We start from the raw sequence: 16,645 nt of genomic DNA, 5'->3' as shown, positions 1-16,645 counted from the left end.
TTGGGCTTTATGCGATCATTCCCTGCTGTCTGCTTTCATCACCTGCTTGCCGTCTTTTTTAACTTGAAGGCAAGCCCGGCACTCAAGTTCTTCTCGATATCACTGCGGATGGCCCACGCACTTCTCCCCCGCAGAACGGGACTACGCGCGTAAGGGAAGTTTAACTAAGCCCTCGCATTGCAGTTTCGATTTGACCACAAAACTTATCAATATCGCGCTCCAGCATGTCGCTTTCTCGGGTCTCATCTCTGACTGCGGTTAGTTCATCTACAACAGCCCACGCTTCCTTTTCTGGAGCCGCTTCAGCAATGCGCACCAAAGCTCGAATAAGGGCGGCCGTCACGAGGCCATTGCCCCGAGCGGCGCGTCTTAGAGCTGGCATCGAGTCGTGAAACAACGACTGTGCCGTGATGGATGGGTAAACCACCCGCACGGCTCCGTCGTCATCTCGATACACACCCGTGCAGAGCTTGGACGACCACGCACGGGCCAGAGAGGCCGATAGACGGTCGATGCAGACAATTGCGGTGAACGTGTCGTTGACACCCGGCGATAATGCCCGAAGTGCGATTTCAACGAGAAGATGGACAGAAAAACGGATATCTCCGTTAGGGTCTCGCGCGGGGATCAACGGAGCTGCCGCTTGCACCAGATCATTGAGGCTCTCATCAATATCACCATGAACATTGGCCAAAATGTCCGATGGAACCATAAAGTCACCAGGCTGCACATCAAAAACGACGACTGCTCCTGCTTGTTTGGCCGCACGCACCAGTTCTTCGGTGTTGATCGAGTTCACATAACCAGTTCCCGAAGCCGGGACCGGGCGCTTGTCTCCCTTCTCGGGGATTGCCTCTGAGGATGGAATATCTGCACTGTTTTCGATCGCGGTGCTCACTTGGCGATCCAAGGCTTCAGAAATCCGCGCCGCCTCCTGATCAATGGTTACGCGCGTCGATACTGTATGGACGAAGAGCAGCAGCAATAGAACTGAGACGATCGAATAGATTATGCCAACCACCACGGCTAGGTTCACTGATGTGTCATCGCGTACCAACCACAAGAGCATCAAGCTGTATAAAAACGTTGCTCCAAGTGAACCAACTGCAATCTGATTTACCCTGTCTTCGCCAAAGCGCTGCAAGAGCCTGGGGCCAATAGATCCAGCTGCCAAGGTGTAGACCAGAAGAACAATGGAATAGACCATGACCAATGCGGACATGGATGCTGCCGAGATTGCGCTCAGTACATCGCTCGCAGTACGATTCGAAACGCTGAGCCAATCGGAAGCGGACCAACCCCACGTCACAAGCGCTTGCTCGGTCTTGAAGACAATCCCAGCCACCACGAGACCTGAAAGACTTATGGCGGCAGGGATGGTTAGGAACCCGCGAAAATACCTCACTAATTCTCTGGGTGTTTGCATTCCAGTCCCCATTCCCAACACGCGCTTTCTTGACGAACCCTGCTTTACGCGAACCGGTCGGCCGCTTTTTTCAAAGCACTCTGCATGTCATTCCATGCAGCCTCGTAGCCCTCTTTGACGTCTTCCCAGGCCTCGTCGCTGGTCGACTTCAACTCTTTCAGCTGAGCTTCTGCGTCAGACCTTACCTTGTAGAGCTTGCTGAGTTGTTCCTCGAGCTCGATCTTGGCATCCGCTTCCGCCACTTTCAGCTTGGCTTCAAGAACATCAATCTGGGCATTCCAACTATCCAGTTGCAGCTGTGCCTTTTTCTCGTACCCAACACGTGTCATGAGTTTTCCTTTCTTCTCAAACGGTGGTTCAGATCGACGGGAGCCGCCCACTAGGCCGCAACAATCGCCTTGAGCATCCAGACTGCTTCTTCATGCTTGGCCATCCTGGCGTTCATCAGATCCTCTGTAGCTCCATCGCCATAACGGGCGGCGGTCGCGGCAGTCTCACGCAGGTTTCGGGCGATCGCTTCATGGTCTGCAACCAACTGCTTGATCATACCTTCTGCGTCTTTGAACGTTTCTTCTTCGGTCAACTTTGCCTGGCTAACCATGTCAGTGAACGAAATCGGTGCCACCTGACCCAACGCGCGCACGCGCTCGGCCAATTCATCAGCGGCCTCAAACAGGTCACGATACTGACGCTCTGTAAGCTCATGGATCGGCAGGAATAGCGGGCCGACGACGTTCCAATGTGTGCCTTGCGTTTTCACCATCAGGATCATTGTATCGGCCAGTATTTCCGTCACCGCGTTGGCGATCCACGCATTTTTGTCGATGCCTGTATCGTTCGTTTCTTCCTGAACTTCAGACTTCAAAACTTGCTGTATCATTTTCACTCCATTTCGTTTCTTACAGAGTAGATACTAGGGATAAAATGGTAAATTTCAAATAAAATCATATACTTATTATAGGTATGCCACGCATAATGGGGCGCTTCATGATCATGGGTATCCAGCCCAACATGCCAACATTGATGTAGACACACAGGCCCATTGCCATACATGCTTGGAGTAACTGACGTAAGCTACTGAGGTCATGCCAGTGTCTGATCAAAATCGACCACCAAAGCGCACTGAAAAACTGCAACTGATGCTCGACCTCGAAGAGCTTAAGGCCATCGATGATTGGCGGTTCGAGAACAGACTGCCATCCAGAGCGGCCGCCATTCGTGAACTTATCCGTCGCGGTCTGATTTCCAATGAGTTCGAAGAACCACCTACTGACGCGCCATCCGGTGAGTTTCGTGTCGTGGACGAGTGATAGAAACATCCACAGCGCATCTCGTCTTTGGAAGGACGTGACACTGACCCAACCGAACCATCCGGCACGCGAGAAATTGTATGCTGATCTTGTTGCATACTGCACACGTGACAGTAGGGCGATAGCCGCAATCCACCGGAGTATTTTGGCGATTTTCTGTACTGTGCAATACAGTGCTTTGTACCCACCTGCTTCGCGAGGGAACCATTCGACCTGTCGAGTTAAGGTGAAGTCAACGCTCAATTATTCCACTGGAGCCGATACAGTACGTGGTGTCCACGGAGCCCTTTGAGCAGTCTGGGTTCTAGGCCGGAAAACGAAAAACCGGTCTGTCCGGCAACCATGGCGCGGGTCACATCTGAAACGAGTATTTCACCTGCCACACCAGCCGTTGTAATGCGTGACGCTTTGTTGACCACGGTACCGAAAAAATCTCCACGTGATTGCACGACATCGCCAGTGTGAATTCCAATACGAATACCGAAAAACGGCTCTTCGGATACCGACGCAATGGCCTTCTGAATTTTGATGGCAGCCGCTAATGCTTCTTTCGCAGACGGAAAGACGGACAACGTTCCGTCTCCAAGGGATTTTACGAACTGGCCATGATGCTTTTCAATGATCGCCGACAAGACCCGGAAATGGTTTTCGATCAGCACCGACCAACGCTGATCACCCAACGCCTCTGCCAATGCCGTACTGCCCTCCACATCAGTGAAAAGTACCGAAGCTAAACCTTCGGTTTGGGTCAGCTCGGGCCCTTCATCGCGTGCGGCATCAATCAGTTTTTGGATGGCCAGCTGTTCCTTACCCACAAGTTCAATATTCGGAGTGGGTACTGAAGCGTGGCGATTGATGATCTTCCAGGCCGCTCCCTCCAGGACAAAAATCAGGACGGTGCGATAGAAGACGGCTTCATCAAAGCCGACAAACTGAATCTTATGGACAAAGGATGACCATCCCGTTTCTCCGTTTTCGAAGGCTTCCGCTTCAATTTCTTCGAAAACGACCGGTGCCGGGATTTCCGCAAAAAAGCCGCTAACCCCATCACGAACGGCTTGCCCGCTCCAATACTCGCCTTCGCCGGTTCCAACGAACCGAAGTTCTTCTGCTTTCGACAGAAAGTTCCGCAATTCCTCAGTATTCTTTTTGGTTCTGAGAATCTCGTACCAACGCCTGGAAACTGCCAGCAGTTCAGGTGAGGAATGTATCATCGCAAGCAACCCGAGACTCTACATGGGAAGAAACTAAGAAGGCCTTGCAAACGGTATCCCCATTTTTCGAACAACGCAGGTCAATGCTGCCGCCGGGATTTGGTCAGATCAAGACTTTTGTGTTTCTTCAGGACATGACCTGAGCCCGTAAATCTCCTCCAGTTTTGCGTAGAGTCTGGTCAACTAAAGGACGGACAAGTGCACGTGGGATTCATCGGCGAACAGATCATTCAGATGATCAACGAACAAGAAGCCTGCGAGAAGACGGGGATGTTTACAAGCACTTTGGGATCAGCCAGAGCACCTTCCACAAATACAAATCGAAGTATGGCGGCATGGAACTGTCTGACGAGAAGCTGCGTGCTTTGGATTCCGAGATCCGGTGGCTGAAGAAGCAGCTAGGCCGCAAGTTCCGCCCACAGTTCATCAAAAACACCCCTGTATTTGAACCGCACGCTCCGCCGAAATCTAATTTTTGTCATCTAAACTGAAGTCCCGGTCACCCGTGAGAAATGAGACATTGAGAGCATAAGCGTTAGTCGGAGACCGGTGCAGTATTTGCATTCGGCCAGCAAAGAACGCCCGCAATTGATAAGCCACACCGGGCTTAGGTGCCTCAAAACGCGGCTTTCTTGCCATAGATTCCGTTCATTAAACTCAAGTTTAACGCCCATAGCCCTGCACGATTTGCCCAAAAGTCTGCACAGTCAGTATTTGGCGTCGGATTAAATCCCTCCGAATGTCTCTTTGAGTTCTGCGACTTGTTCTGCATCCAACGTTCGGGTTGGCATCCCCCGCAGTGCCACGAGCAACTTGGCCGTTTCTTCCAACTCTTCTGCTGCACAGACCGCTGAGAAAAGATCCTTTCCCGAGACGACGGGTCCGTGGTTGGCCAACAGTACAGCACTGTATTTACCGCTCAGTTCGCGGATCAGGTCACCAGATTTCGGATCACCCGGCTTGACGTATGGAACAAGTTTGACCGTGCCGACGCGCATCACCACGTACGGCGTCAGCGGAGGAATACAATCATCTGGATTGGTGTCTTCCAGACACGACAGGGCGGTGGCCCAGGTCGAGTGCAAATGAACCACCGCGCCCGCTTCTGGTCGAGTCTCATAAAAGGCCTGATGCAGAAAAACCTCTTTGGTCGGCTTGTCGCCAGAGACGTGGTTTCCATCCAAATCAATCTTGGCGATGCGCTCGGGTTTGATATTTCCTAAAGTTGAGTTGGTTGGCGTCATCAGGATACCGTCGTGTAGACGAGCGGAGACATTGCCCGCAGTGCCGACGGAAAATCCACGCTCAAACAGCGAGGCACATAACTCCGACATCTGCTGCCGCAATACCAATTCTTCAGATTTCATGTGCCTGCCTCCATCATTCTGAGAGCCTTCAAAAAGAAGTTCGGAGCGCCAAAGTTTCCAGACTTCAACGCCAGCGCGATGGGTTCGGTTTTTCCAACGCTCAGGACCGGCACGCCCGGGTCAATCTCTGGCCCAACCGACATGGCAGGAGACCCCAGTGCCGCAGACACGGCTTTGGCGACAGCGCCCGACGTCTCCCCTCCTGCCACCACCAATCGCTTGTACCCCGTCAGGACAAGTTCTCGCGCGGTATCTGCAAAGAGATTGTCCAGCTTTTCTGCTACTTCTTCCTGACCAAATTGGTTTTGGATCGCGCGCACATCTTCCGGGTTTCCCGACGAATATGCGAGCGGCGCCTGACCCAAGTGCGTTTCAAAGAATTCCAAAAGCGTTTGCGTGGTCACATCTCCGCAAATGACGCCCGGAACATCAATTGCGAAGGTCGGATGGGAACTCGCATGAACATCGATCTGCTCACGAGTAGCGCCTGAGCAAGACCCCGCAAGGATCGCCTCGGGCCCCGTGAAACCAGGGAACACACTGCCAGCACTATTGGGTGAAGCCCCTCTCAAGAAGTTTCTTGGTAACCCCAGTGCTATACCCGATCCCCCAGTAATGAGCTTGGCATCCTTTAGAGTTTCGCCCCAGGCCAACAAATCTTCATCCGAAATCGCATCGCCAATCACAAATCGTTCGTCGGCGCTCTTCAAAGCAGCAGCAATCGCCTCGGATCCTTGCTTCACGGCGTCAATGGGCACCAACCCGACCGCTTCTTCGGTCTGACGCTGCAACCATCGCCGGATGTTTGCATCCGTCATCGGAGTAAGAGGGTGATTTTCCATCCCAGACTCGTGCAACAGCTTGCCGTGCACAAAAAGATGTCCCTGATAGACGGTACGCCCCGTGGTGGGAAAGGCCGGACAGAAAACCACCTTTTGCGCACTCAGTTCATTGGCCAACGCTTCCGCAACGGGGCCGATGTTTCCCGCCAACGTGGAATCGAAGGTCGAGCAATACTTGAAAATGAACTGACCGCATCCTTGATCCGCGAGCCAGCGCAGGGCGCGCACGCTATCTGCAATGGCTTCATCGACGGGTGCAGTGCGGCTTTTGAGAGAGATCACACCCGCTTCGATCGCCTCGTCCGCCGGGGTAGTTGGAATGCCTGTAAACTGAGCCGTTCGTAACCCACCTTCCGGCTCAACGCCCTTTGCCAAGGTGTTCGCAATATCACTCGCACCAGTGAAGTCGTCCGCTATGACGCCGATCTTCATAATTTGATGTCCCTCGTCGGCCCTGGATCCAACCTATGGATATGCGGTGCTGCTCCGATGGGATAAACCTCGCGCACAAGTGGATCATGGCCGGGCACTATGAGTCGAGGATGCGAAGCCAACCTCTCGAGCGTCTCGAAACCATCCATCATGTCCTGCAGGTCGACGACGATGGGAAAAGCTTTGCGCGCCATGAAATTCTCGTAGTAATGCGAGGCGTCCGAGGCCAGAACCATCCACCCGCCTGACGTCCTTACCCGAACGCATTGCAACCCGCGCGAATGCCCCCCGATGCAGTGCACCGTGACCCCATCAGCTATCTCGGCTTCTCCGTCGTAGAATATGACGTGGCCTGAATAGAGACGCTTTACGACCTCGCAAATATGGCCCGCCGAGAAAGGCGCACGCAGATGATCGTGGCACATACAGGGGCCCGTGGCGAAGGCCATTTCCGCCGATTGCATATGCAACTTCGCGTTAGGGAACATATGCAGCCCCCCCGCGTGGTCATAATGAAGATGGGTCACGATGACATCGGTCACCGCTTCGGGCGAAATACCTAAGGGCCGCAAAGCCTCGCGAGGGTCCATCGCGATGGGACGACCCCGGGCAGTGGCCTCGCCGCTATCGTAACCAGTATCGACCAGAATGACTTTGTCGCCGCGTTTGAGCACCCAAACGAAATAATCCATCGCATGAGGCGCGTCGTGATTGTCATCCAAGATGAAGCTATCGCGCCGAGTGCGGGCATTGCGATCTGCATATTTGACGGCGTGGATTTCCCAATCGTTCATCGGATGACCTCGGAATACTGGTGAACAGCTTTGGCTTCTATCATATCAGCCACCGCAGCATCGAAGGACTTGAAATGCGGGCTTTCGAGGTGAACGCCGAACGCGGCAGCGTCCTCATAAACCTCGTAGAGGAACACCGTCTCGGGATCGTCACCGAGGCAAACGTCAAACTGATGGCATCCGGGTTCTTCACGCAGAGAGGTTGAAGCGTTTTCGACCATCAGCGGTAAAAAGGTGTCTCTCGTACCGGGCTTGAGAGTGAAGGTGACAGTAACCGCAAACATCAGACAGAAATTCCTTTTAGGCGTGAGAAAGCGCGCTTTGCGACAGGCAGTTGGCTGAGGATCAGACCAATATTGAGTACCAGAAGAATGGCCGCACCGGGTCGTGAAAAGAAGACCGAAAGATCCCCATCCGACAGAAACAGCGACCGGCGGAAGGTTTCGTCAAACAGGCCGCCCAGAATAACACCAATCACCAACGGGGCGATTGGGTATTTCATCAGGTTCATGAAATAGGCAACGGCACCCACACCAAGCATCAGATAGAGATCATTGATGCCCCCACCAACGCTGAAAGACCCAATTGTTGTCAAAACCATAACGACGGGCAAGAAGATGGTCTGCGGGATGGCGAGTATTTTGATAAAGACCCGAGCGGTGAAAAGCCCCATAAGGAACATCGTCAGTGACGCCAGCACTAAAATTGCAACCACGCGCAGAATGATCTCGGGGTCTATCGTCGGGCCTGGGATCACGTTGTTGATTTTGAAAGCGCCCATCAAAGCGGCGGCCGGTGGCGAACCGGGAATGCCCAACACCAAAAGCGGGATCAGAGCACCACCAATACAGGCATTGTTTGCAGTCTCAGAGCACAACAGACCTTCCAAAGAGCCTTTTCCGTATTTGTCGCCCTCGGCAGATACGGTCTTGCCAACACCGTAGCTGACCCAACCGGCGACGTCTTCGCCCACTCCGGGAAGTGCTCCTACCCCGGTTCCGATCACTCCTGACCGGCCAATGGTCGGTAGGTAGCGCCGAATAGAGCGAAGGTTTGGAACAATACGGCCTTTCAGGGCCAGAACTTTCCCGGCCTCAACGTGCCTCAAACCGTCAATGATTTGGGGAATGGCAAAGGCCCCCATCAAAACTGGCACGACCTGAAATCCGCTCATCAGGTAAGACCAGCCGAAAGTATAGCGTGGTTCAGACAACAGAGGGTCAAGCCCCACCATGGACATCGCAAGCCCGATCAGACCAGCGATCCATCCCTTGATCACCAGGTCTTCGCTCATCAAAGTGCCAGAAAGCAGAATGCCGAACAGGGCCAACAATGCTTTCTCCGGGCTTGCGATGTTCTTTGAAACCAAAAGCAGCGCCCAGACGAAAATCAAAAGCGTGATGGTCCCGATTACTGTGCCGATGAAACTGGCCGTCGTGGTGAGCCCTAGTGCTTCGCCCCCTCGACCCGCTTTGGCCAGAGGGTAGCCATCCATTGCCGTCGCCGCGCTGGCTGCTGTGCCCGGAATGTTCAATAGAATTGAGGGGTAAGAGCCGCCGTAAATCGCGCCAACATAGGCGCCGAGCAATGCGATGAGTGAATAGTCCAATGGGATCTTGTTGCCAAAAAATCCCGTCAGGATCGTCACTGCCAGGGTTGCCGTAAGTCCGGGCAATGCTCCGAATGCGATGCCCAGGAATACGGATGCAATCAAATACAGATAGGTTTGCGGGTCCGCTGCCAGGCCCAGGAATGCAGTCCCAAATCCAGCCAGTTGCGATAGGATAAAGTCCATCCGGTCAGTCTTTCCAAAGCGGACGAAGCGTCACGTAGTATTGGTATTCGATTTGCTTAAAGATCAGCCCCCCGCGCGCGGGAACGTTCTGCCGGAAAACAAAGGCCATCGCGCTTACAAGGATGAGCGGGGCAAGTATCGCCACCACTGGAACGAACCGCAAAACGCGTTCAGTAACCGCTTTGGTCAACACCACAAGTGTAAGCGTGACCCAAACGGCCAAAGTAAACCAATCATCACCGTGTTCATTCCAATCCGCCTGAGCAGGAAACACGGCGAACGCAAACAAACCGGCAGCGACAACTGCGACACAGGCCACCAAAGCACGCCGCGCATGACCCCCGTAATAGCCGTAAGTCAAAGCCGTGATCAGCAACCCAGAGCACAGAATGAAGTCCACTCTGGGAACCAGTCCGACGACATATGCAAGAAGGATCAGGCCTATTGTTGAAGCTCGATAGGCTTCCGACTTTTCCCATCCAATCCCCAAGGCACTGAACGCGTTTTGAGCTCCGCCCGAACGGACCGAAATAGCCAGCAAAACGAAGGAAAGAACAAGTATCCCGCCGAAGATGAATAACGGTACAATTGCAGCCGAGTTGTACCAATCCGATCCACTTACACCGGCGCGGTTTTCACCCCAAAGTGGAATGTCCAATGTCTTCCAAAGGAAAAAGAGGGACACTGTGATAAGAACAATCGATGCCCAAAAATCGCGCGTCCGCAGGATCAGTGTTTCGTCAGGTTTGTCCATGGCCTGCCTCCTTCAGGAAGGGGCGCGATCGAACGCGCCCTTTCAAAATTGATCGGATTAGGGCTTCTCGATACCCAGCGAGGCCGGATCGACAGTGGCAGCACCAAGGTCCTGCAAGGTATAGGCAAAGGTAGCCTCAAGGTTCGCAAACAATTCTTGAGCTTCTTCGCCGTGCTGACCGCCGACATCGTAGTTGTTTGCCGCAGCCCATTCAGCGACGGTGTCGGACGCAATCGCCTGCTCGAACGCATCGCCAAGCGCAGCCTTTACGTCATCTCCGGCTGAACTGTGAACTGCAAACCCGATGGCCTGTTTGAGCGGCAGATACTGGTCGAGCCCGTCATAGATGCCAAAGGCAGATGGCACTGTTGTGCCCGCAATCTGCGCATCTTCGGGCGTCAACATCGCAAGCGGTTTCAATTGGCCACCCTCGATCAATGGGGCCTGTTCAGCCAGTGAAGTCACAACCAACGCAACTTCACCCGCTATCGCCGCTTCCTGCCCGGGTGCTGAGCCTTTGTATGGAACAAATTTGAATTCTGCACCGGACCCTTTTTCGATGGCCAGAAGGTTCAAGTGGTGGATCGAACCTGCACCGGAAGCCGCTGCTGGAATAGTACCCGGAGCAGCTTTGGCAGCGTCGACCAGTTCTTCCAGCGTATTGTAAGGGCTGTCCGCTGGAACCGAGATCAGATCAGGTGATCCGCCAACAATGAACGGGTACCAAAAATCAAATTTCTTGTCCCACCCCCCCTGCACAGCGGCCGTGACATTCGATTCTGACAGCCCGACCAATGTATAACCATCGTCTGGTTGGTTCATGACATAGACCATGCCGTTGGAGCCTGCGACCCCACCTGTTTGATTGATCACATTGATCGAGACCGGAAGGTGTTTTTCCATCTCGGCCATGATCATTCGGTTAATCGTGTCCGTGCCGCCACCGGCCCCCCAGACCACAGCTGTGGTGATATCACGATAGGGATAATCCTGCGCGGCAGTTGCCCCTGCGATCCCGGTCGCCATCACGGCTGCGGCCGCTAACCGCCCTAGCTTTAGTTTCATTTCCAAGTCCTCCCAAAACAACTTCGCGTTTATTGTTGCATTTATTTGCGTATACATTAAAGAATGCATTGTCAACGGACTGTAGTGGAAGCTGCTATCGCGCTATGAATGCAAAACGGGAAGGAAGCGGGCCAAAATGAAAAAGACTTACGATATCGCGGTTTTCCACGGGGACGGGATCGGCCCGGAAATTATGGCGCCTACGCTTGAAATTTTGCGCCATCTCTCGCGCGGTAATCCGACCTACGAGTTGGCGTTTACAGACGCACCAGCAGGCGCAGGCCACTACGCCAAAACTGGAGAATCTTTCCCAACAGGATCACTCGAAACTGCACGCAAGGCCGACGCGATTCTGCTGTCAGCAATGGGTTTACCGGATGTTCGATATCCTGACGGAACCGAGATTTCTCCACAGATAGACCTGCGAAAGCAGCTTGGCCTTTTTGCTGGCGTGCGTCCGGTAAAGGTAAGCAGCGGACAAATGACACCCTTGGCGTTGCCTCCCGGAAAAGAGATCGACTTTGTTTTGATTCGTGAAAGCACCGAAGGGTTGTTCTTCACCCAAGGAACGGGCGAAGTCACGGAAGATGAGGCGCGTGAAACCCTGCTGATCACCCGCGAGGTATCCGAAAAGCTATTCCGTTTCGCGTTTGACCTCGCCAACAACCGCAAGGCGTCCGGTCGCGGCCCGGGACGAGTAACCTGTGTCGACAAAGCCAATGTATTCCGCGCCTTTGCATTCTTCAGATCAATCTTTGACGCCGAGGCCGCACGCCATCCCGATTTACAAGCAGACCATGCTTATGTTGATGCGACCGCCCTCTGGATGGTCCAGAAGCCTTGGGAATTCGATGTTTTGGTAACTGAGAACATGTTCGGAGATATCCTCTCTGACCTTGGTGCAGGTCTTATGGGCGGTCTTGGACTGGCTCCTTCAGCAGATATCGGATTGAACCACGCCGTGTTCCAACCCTGCCACGGCTCCGCTCCGGACATTGCGGGACAGGGTGTTGCCAACCCTTTTGCAATGTTCCTATCTGCGGCAATGATGCTCGAATGGTTGGGTTTGACCCATGATCACCCGGAACTGTCCAGCGACGGCGCTCGATTGCGCGAGGCCGTGGAAAAGGTAGTGGCGAACGGTCAAAGCCTGACGCGAGACTTGGGCGGCAAAGCTGGAACTCAGGAAGCAGCCTCAGCGGTATTGGAAGCATTGCCGGCATGAGTACTAAAGAAGCCATTCGGGTCGCGTGTGTAGGTGCGGGATACTTCAGCAAGTTCCACTACGAAAGCTGGTCAAGAATGCCTGGCGCTGTTCCAGTTGCATCCTGCAACCGTGATATCAAAAAAGCGAGGGAAACAGGGCTGGCGGCTTATGATGATCTGTCGAAAATGTTGGAGGCAGAAGAACCAGATCTCGTGGACATCATCCTTCCTCCTGTGGCGCAGGCCGAGGCCATCCGCACGGCACTGCGGTTTGGTATCAAGTGGCTGATCTGCCAAAAGCCATTTTGCTTGTCTCTGGGTGAAGCGGAGGAGGTTGTTTCCGAAGCAGATGAGGTTGGCGCAACGATTGTCGTACACGAGAACTTTCGCTTCCAGCCTTGGTACCGCGCAATCAAAGAAGCGATGGCTGAAGGTCGAATTGGAACGCCTCTTCAAGCGACTTTCCGGCTTCGGCCCGGCGACGGACAGGGACCACGCGCCTATCTTGACCGGCAGCCCTACTTTCAGGACATGCCGCGTTTCCTCGTTCATGAAACAGCGGTTCACTGGGTAGACACGTTCCGGTTTCTGTTCGGGGCGCCCAGCGCGGTTTATGCCGACCTGCGTCGAGTGAACCCCGTTATCGCAGGCGAGGACTCAGGTTACATCTTATTTGATCATCCAAACGGTTTGAAAGCTCTGTTCGACGGGAACAGGTGCCTTGATCACAGTGCCGAAAACCTGCGCCAAACCATGGGCGAAGCGCTTATTGAAGGAACGAAAGGATCGCTGGTTCTTAACGGCGACGGTTCAGTGGAATTCCGCGCTTTTGGAAAACAGAAGCGACAGCAGATTCTACCTCCGAGCGATCACGAAGGATTTGGAGGAGACTGTGTCCACGCCTTGCAAAGTCACGTCATTTCGGGCCTTCTACGGGGCACGCTGTTGGAAAACACGGCCCGAGAATATTTGGATGTGATCCGCATAGAAGAGAAAATCTATCTCTCGGCTGCGGAGGGACGAAAGATCAACCTGGAGACGCCGTGAAGGATCAGGAAGCAAAAACTCTTTCCAATACACAACGCGCTGTAAGGGATTTGCGGCGGATGATCCTATCCGGCGAACTTGCGGCCGGAACTGACCATCTGGAATCTGAACTCGCCGAGACCCTTGGCATGTCCCGCACCCCGATACGGGAAGCTGCACTGATGTTGGAAAGTAAGGGTTTGCTGGAAATGCGGCCCCGAAAGGGCGTGCGGATACTGCCTGTTTCATCCGATGATATGCGTGAAATTTACGACATATTGACGGAACTCGAGAGTCTCGCAGCACAGCGCGCAGCCGAAGCAGGTTATTCAGATGATGAACTGTCGGTACTTGCTGGATCGATTGCAAAGATGGACCAAGCCATCGACGCCGAAGACCTGGAAGCCTGGGCCGAGGCCGATGAGCTGTTTCATCAGGAACTCGTGCGTTTAGGTGGCAACAAACGGGTCGAAGCGATTGTGGCCATGATGAGCGACCAGGTTCGTCGCGCACGCGCAACGACACTGTTTATCAGGCCGCTACCAGTCAAATCCAATGAGGATCATCGTGTTGTTTTCCAAGCGATAAGTGAAGGTCGGCCGGATGTGGCGCGTGAACGCCATCGAGAACACAGGCTCCAAGCCAAGACTATGCTTTGTGGGATACTCGAGAAGCATCGGCTCAACAGCCTTTGAACCACTTGGACGGCTCTTCGAAAGTTCATTAAACCGCTAGGACCACGGGATAATTTGCTGCGCCCGGCTCGTTGCAGCCATTTGGTGAAGTTCACCGAGGGTCTACTCCTCAAGTGCAGAAGACATTTATTCTCGGCCGGAAATACTCCGTACCGGAGTTGTGTTATGATGCCTCCAATTATGGAGGAAAAGTTGTTTCGCTATGTTTTACCCCTCGCTCTCATTTTGGGGAACCCAATCCTTGCTCAGGATGCAATAAACCCGTCTGGGCTTTCTGGACCTTCTGGTCGCCCTTATTCACCTTACGCTGAGCGTGCGTATCCAACTCAAGTCTATTTTGGAGACACCCACGTTCATACCGGTCTTTCCGGGGACGCTGGCGGCGGCGGGACACGCCTGATGCCGCGAGATGCTTATCGGTTTGCGCGTGGCGAAGAGGTAATCTCTAATACGGGTCAACCAGTAAAACTTTCGATACCTCTCGATTTCTTCATGATTACAGACCATTCGGATGCGATGGGAGCAATCACCGACATAATTGGGGGTGCACCCAACATCCTGGCGGATGAGCAAGGCAGATATTTCCACGAGGAATTCAACAAAGGTGGGGAAGCCGCCTTGGCAGCTGCGCTTGAGCTTACCGCGGCATTTGCTCAAGGACAGGTTTCCCCTGCGCTGAACTATCAACCCGGCAATCCCGCTTACGCCCGTGTTTGGGACGACATTATTGATGCCGCGGAGGAGTACAATGACCCCGGCGTGTTCAGCACCTTCATAGCCTATGAATGGACATCTCTCGTTGCAGGGAACAATTTGCACCGAAACGTGATATTTCGCGACGGCCCTGAGCTCACAAGGCAGATACTGCCTTATACAACGACGCCCCCGGTCGGCTCACCAAACCCTCGTGATCTTTGGAAGTGGTTGGAAAACTATGAGCAAACAACCGGCGGGCGTGTGCTTGCTATTCCGCACAATGGAAACTTATCGAACGGCTGGATGTTCCCGCTCGTTGACGATTTTGCAGACGGGGTACCGTTAGATCCCGCATACGCAGAAGCGCGAAACAAATGGGAAAGGCTATATGAACCAACCCAGATAAAGGGGGACGGTGAGGCTCACCCGTTCCTTTCACCTGACGATGAATTTGCTGACTTCGAAACGTGGGACTTCGGTAACCTTGATGCTTCGGTTCGAAAAGAGACGGATATGCTGCCCGGCGAATATGCCCGATCCGGGTTGCTTCGCGGCCTGTCGCTTCAAAAAATTTTAGGGGTGAACCCTTTCAAGTTTGGTTTGGGTGGGGCCAGTGACACGCACACAGGTTTGACCGCCCCTGACAACGACAATTTCTTCGGAAAATTTACCGGCTACGAGCCCAGCGAAGAACGGAGCCAACATGTCAGCAAGACGTATGCTGACGGGACGGTTGCGCTGCGGTCGTCGCAATATATTACCGGCGGTCTGACAGCAGTATGGGCCGAGGAGAATTCCCGCACAGCCATCTGGGATGCGATGCATCGGCGTGAAACTTACGCAACAACAGGTCCCCGAATGCGCGTCCGTATGTTCGGTGGATATACTTTTACCGAAGAGGATGCCTTGCGGCGGGACTTGGCGCTTGTGGGATACACCAAAGGTGTGCCGATGGGTGGCGATCTTGGCCGTGGGGAAGGCTCTCCTACTTTTCTGGTATACGCGCTTCGTGATCCGATGGGAGCAAACTTGGATCGAATCCAGATCATAAAGGGTTGGTTAGATGGAGATGGAGAGCAACGGGAAAAAGTCTACGATGTGGCCTGGTCCGGTTCCCGCGAACCAGATGCCGCTGGTAAGCTGCCATCCGTAGGCACCACAGTTAACCTTTCAATCCCCTCGTGGACCAACACGATAGGTGCTTCTGAGTTAGGAACCGTGTGGCAGGATCCCGACTTTGATCCGTCAGAAAGCGCGTTTTACTACGCCCGAGTGATCGAAATTCCGACACCCCGCTGGACGGCGTATGATGCCGTTAAGTTTGGAATACAAATGCCAGACAATGTCCCATTGACAGCGCAGGAACGCGCATACACTTCGCCAATTTGGTACGCCCCTGACCGATAGTCCGAACTTGCTGACTGTTCTGCTTTACGCTCTAAGCCCTCATAAACTGCGTCGAATACTTCAAGTGTTTCAGCCATTTTTTGAGGTCGCTCGATTGGTCATAGCGCATGGATGCCGAATGGATCGGAGAAACCCTTGATCATGGTTCCACCAAATGTGTCCAACACATATGCCGCCACCGACAGATCGAAGACTTCTTGATCAATCAATTAAAGGCTTCTGGTTTTCTGCGTCTCTGTCCCAAGGTAAGCAGCAAGGTTTACGGTCGATCCGATACAAGTATACGTCGCCCGATTATCTGTACCGGCATAGCCCGCGACGACTTCGCCAGTCGCTATTCCGATGCTGATTTTCAGGTCACTTTTCCCTTCTGAGCGCCGCTCGTGAACTTACATCTCAATCATGTTATGCATTTGATGTCCTTCCTACACTGAGCTTTGCGCAAAGTTCGGCGGTGGCTGCGGAACTCCAAAAAGAGCCATCAAACCGTCGCCCGGCATCAGACTGACAATTCCGCCATTGCTGGTATGCGAAATCAACACTTACAAACGAAACAACCTCAGGCGTCATAGAACAAACTTGCCATCGCATGGTCCGGCGTAGTCACTTAGGGCAT

17 protein-coding genes are annotated in these 16,645 nt (G+C 53.5%); 5 read left to right on the top strand and 12 right to left on the bottom strand.

The window, feature by feature from the left end; genetic code table 11:
• Nucleotides 1-160: 160 nt before the first annotated feature.
• The 3 genes from FIU92_RS00165 to FIU92_RS00155 are packed head-to-tail and all read right to left on the bottom strand — an operon-like array spanning nucleotide 161 to nucleotide 2,306.
• Entirely contained in the window at nucleotides 161-1,426 is a 1,266-nt protein-coding gene (locus FIU92_RS00165; RefSeq protein WP_172978439.1) for a DUF2254 domain-containing protein, read from the bottom strand.
• 44 nt (nucleotides 1,427-1,470) lie between these two features.
• Nucleotides 1,471-1,755 carry a coiled coil domain-containing protein gene (locus FIU92_RS00160; RefSeq protein WP_152456639.1) on the bottom strand — a complete coding sequence of 95 codons (285 nt, stop codon included), beginning with the start codon at nucleotides 1,753-1,755 and terminating at the stop codon, nucleotides 1,471-1,473.
• 50 nt (nucleotides 1,756-1,805) lie between these two features.
• On the bottom strand, nucleotides 1,806-2,306 hold the full coding sequence (locus tag FIU92_RS00155) for a Dps family protein (RefSeq protein WP_152456638.1): 501 nt from the start codon (nucleotides 2,304-2,306) through the stop codon (nucleotides 1,806-1,808).
• A 211-nt stretch (nucleotides 2,307-2,517) separates the two neighbouring features.
• Here FIU92_RS00155 and FIU92_RS00150 point away from each other — a divergent pair, with 211 nt between their 5' ends.
• A complete protein-coding gene (locus tag FIU92_RS00150) occupies nucleotides 2,518-2,736 on the top strand; it encodes a hypothetical protein (protein WP_152456637.1) in 219 nt (72 codons plus the stop codon).
• A 239-nt stretch (nucleotides 2,737-2,975) separates the two neighbouring features.
• On the opposite strand, the gene FIU92_RS00145 is transcribed toward FIU92_RS00150, so the two are convergent.
• The 8 genes from FIU92_RS00145 to FIU92_RS00110 all read right to left on the bottom strand — a co-directional run bounded on the left by FIU92_RS00145 (nucleotide 2,976) and on the right by FIU92_RS00110 (nucleotide 10,999).
• Complete coding sequence (locus FIU92_RS00145; RefSeq protein ID WP_152456636.1) at nucleotides 2,976-3,950, bottom strand: adenylate/guanylate cyclase domain-containing protein; 975 nt, start codon at nucleotides 3,948-3,950, stop codon at nucleotides 2,976-2,978.
• Between the two features lie 725 nt (nucleotides 3,951-4,675).
• Nucleotides 4,676-5,317 (bottom strand): 3-oxo-tetronate 4-phosphate decarboxylase, encoded by a 642-nt coding sequence (gene otnC / locus FIU92_RS00140; RefSeq protein ID WP_152456635.1) that lies wholly within the window; start codon nucleotides 5,315-5,317, stop codon nucleotides 4,676-4,678.
• Nucleotides 5,314-6,591, bottom strand: coding sequence for a 3-oxo-tetronate kinase (gene otnK / locus FIU92_RS00135; RefSeq protein ID WP_152456634.1), 1,278 nt, complete (start codon nucleotides 6,589-6,591; stop codon nucleotides 5,314-5,316). The genes otnC and otnK overlap by 4 nt, the downstream gene beginning before the upstream one ends.
• Complete coding sequence (locus FIU92_RS00130; protein WP_152456633.1) at nucleotides 6,588-7,385, bottom strand: N-acyl homoserine lactonase family protein; 798 nt, start codon at nucleotides 7,383-7,385, stop codon at nucleotides 6,588-6,590. The genes otnK and FIU92_RS00130 overlap by 4 nt, the downstream gene beginning before the upstream one ends.
• On the bottom strand, nucleotides 7,382-7,669 hold the full coding sequence (locus tag FIU92_RS00125) for a putative quinol monooxygenase (RefSeq protein ID WP_152456632.1): 288 nt from the start codon (nucleotides 7,667-7,669) through the stop codon (nucleotides 7,382-7,384). Before FIU92_RS00125 ends, FIU92_RS00130 begins: the two co-directional genes overlap by 4 nt.
• Nucleotides 7,669-9,180, bottom strand: coding sequence for a tripartite tricarboxylate transporter permease (locus FIU92_RS00120; protein WP_152456631.1), 1,512 nt, complete (start codon nucleotides 9,178-9,180; stop codon nucleotides 7,669-7,671). The genes FIU92_RS00125 and FIU92_RS00120 overlap by 1 nt, the downstream gene beginning before the upstream one ends.
• Nucleotides 9,181-9,184: 4 nt before the next feature.
• The gene (locus tag FIU92_RS00115) at nucleotides 9,185-9,934 is read right to left on the bottom strand and encodes a hypothetical protein (RefSeq protein WP_152456630.1); all 750 of its coding nucleotides are present in this window, start codon (nucleotides 9,932-9,934) and stop codon (nucleotides 9,185-9,187) included.
• 57 nt (nucleotides 9,935-9,991) lie between these two features.
• Nucleotides 9,992-10,999 (bottom strand): tripartite tricarboxylate transporter substrate binding protein, encoded by a 1,008-nt coding sequence (locus tag FIU92_RS00110; RefSeq protein WP_152456629.1) that lies wholly within the window; start codon nucleotides 10,997-10,999, stop codon nucleotides 9,992-9,994.
• Nucleotides 11,000-11,135: 136 nt separating this feature from the next.
• Between FIU92_RS00110 and FIU92_RS00105 the strand changes: the two genes are divergently transcribed.
• The 4 genes from FIU92_RS00105 (at nucleotide 11,136) to FIU92_RS00090 (ending at nucleotide 16,029) form a co-directional block, all read left to right on the top strand.
• A complete protein-coding gene (locus tag FIU92_RS00105; protein WP_152456628.1) occupies nucleotides 11,136-12,224 on the top strand; it encodes an isocitrate/isopropylmalate dehydrogenase family protein in 1,089 nt (362 codons plus the stop codon).
• Nucleotides 12,221-13,252, top strand: coding sequence for a Gfo/Idh/MocA family protein (locus FIU92_RS00100; RefSeq protein ID WP_152456627.1), 1,032 nt, complete (start codon nucleotides 12,221-12,223; stop codon nucleotides 13,250-13,252). The genes FIU92_RS00105 and FIU92_RS00100 overlap by 4 nt, the downstream gene beginning before the upstream one ends.
• Nucleotides 13,249-13,926, top strand: a complete 678-nt coding sequence (locus FIU92_RS00095; RefSeq protein ID WP_254705328.1) for a GntR family transcriptional regulator — start codon at nucleotides 13,249-13,251, stop codon at nucleotides 13,924-13,926. The genes FIU92_RS00100 and FIU92_RS00095 overlap by 4 nt, the downstream gene beginning before the upstream one ends.
• Nucleotides 13,927-14,091: 165 nt before the next feature.
• Nucleotides 14,092-16,029, top strand: a complete 1,938-nt coding sequence (locus FIU92_RS00090) for a DUF3604 domain-containing protein (RefSeq protein ID WP_152456626.1) — start codon at nucleotides 14,092-14,094, stop codon at nucleotides 16,027-16,029.
• Between the two features lie 209 nt (nucleotides 16,030-16,238).
• On the opposite strand, the gene FIU92_RS22970 is transcribed toward FIU92_RS00090, so the two are convergent.
• Nucleotides 16,239-16,367, bottom strand: coding sequence for a hypothetical protein (locus tag FIU92_RS22970; RefSeq protein ID WP_254705381.1), 129 nt, complete (start codon nucleotides 16,365-16,367; stop codon nucleotides 16,239-16,241).
• Nucleotides 16,368-16,645: the final 278 nt, after the last annotated feature.

The organism is Ruegeria sp. THAF33 (genome assembly GCF_009363615.1).
GTDB lineage: Bacteria > Pseudomonadota > Alphaproteobacteria > Rhodobacterales > Rhodobacteraceae > Ruegeria.
The sequence above is the reverse complement of the archived record's forward strand: the minus strand, read 5'-3'. Positions and strand labels throughout refer to the sequence as shown.

Excerpts from the sequence above, each read along its gene's own strand:
- FIU92_RS00165 (WP_172978439.1), bottom strand. The coding sequence starts at position 1,426 with ATGCAAACACCCAGAGAATTAGTGAGGTATTTTCGCGGGTTCCTAACC.
- FIU92_RS00160 (WP_152456639.1), bottom strand. The coding sequence starts at position 1,755 with ATGACACGTGTTGGGTACGAGAAAAAGGCACAGCTGCAACTGGATAGT.
- FIU92_RS00155 (WP_152456638.1), bottom strand. The coding sequence starts at position 2,306 with ATGATACAGCAAGTTTTGAAGTCTGAAGTTCAGGAAGAAACGAACGAT.
- FIU92_RS00145 (WP_152456636.1), bottom strand. The coding sequence starts at position 3,950 with ATGATACATTCCTCACCTGAACTGCTGGCAGTTTCCAGGCGTTGGTAC.
- otnC (WP_152456635.1), bottom strand. The coding sequence starts at position 5,317 with ATGAAATCTGAAGAATTGGTATTGCGGCAGCAGATGTCGGAGTTATGT.
- otnK (WP_152456634.1), bottom strand. The coding sequence starts at position 6,591 with ATGAAGATCGGCGTCATAGCGGACGACTTCACTGGTGCGAGTGATATT.
- FIU92_RS00130 (WP_152456633.1), bottom strand. The coding sequence starts at position 7,385 with ATGAACGATTGGGAAATCCACGCCGTCAAATATGCAGATCGCAATGCC.
- FIU92_RS00125 (WP_152456632.1), bottom strand. The coding sequence starts at position 7,669 with ATGTTTGCGGTTACTGTCACCTTCACTCTCAAGCCCGGTACGAGAGAC.
- FIU92_RS00120 (WP_152456631.1), bottom strand. The coding sequence starts at position 9,180 with ATGGACTTTATCCTATCGCAACTGGCTGGATTTGGGACTGCATTCCTG.
- FIU92_RS00115 (WP_152456630.1), bottom strand. The coding sequence starts at position 9,934 with ATGGACAAACCTGACGAAACACTGATCCTGCGGACGCGCGATTTTTGG.
- FIU92_RS00110 (WP_152456629.1), bottom strand. The coding sequence starts at position 10,999 with ATGAAACTAAAGCTAGGGCGGTTAGCGGCCGCAGCCGTGATGGCGACC.
- FIU92_RS00105 (WP_152456628.1), top strand. The coding sequence starts at position 11,136 with ATGAAAAAGACTTACGATATCGCGGTTTTCCACGGGGACGGGATCGGC.
- FIU92_RS00100 (WP_152456627.1), top strand. The coding sequence starts at position 12,221 with ATGAGTACTAAAGAAGCCATTCGGGTCGCGTGTGTAGGTGCGGGATAC.
- FIU92_RS00090 (WP_152456626.1), top strand. The coding sequence starts at position 14,092 with ATGATGCCTCCAATTATGGAGGAAAAGTTGTTTCGCTATGTTTTACCC.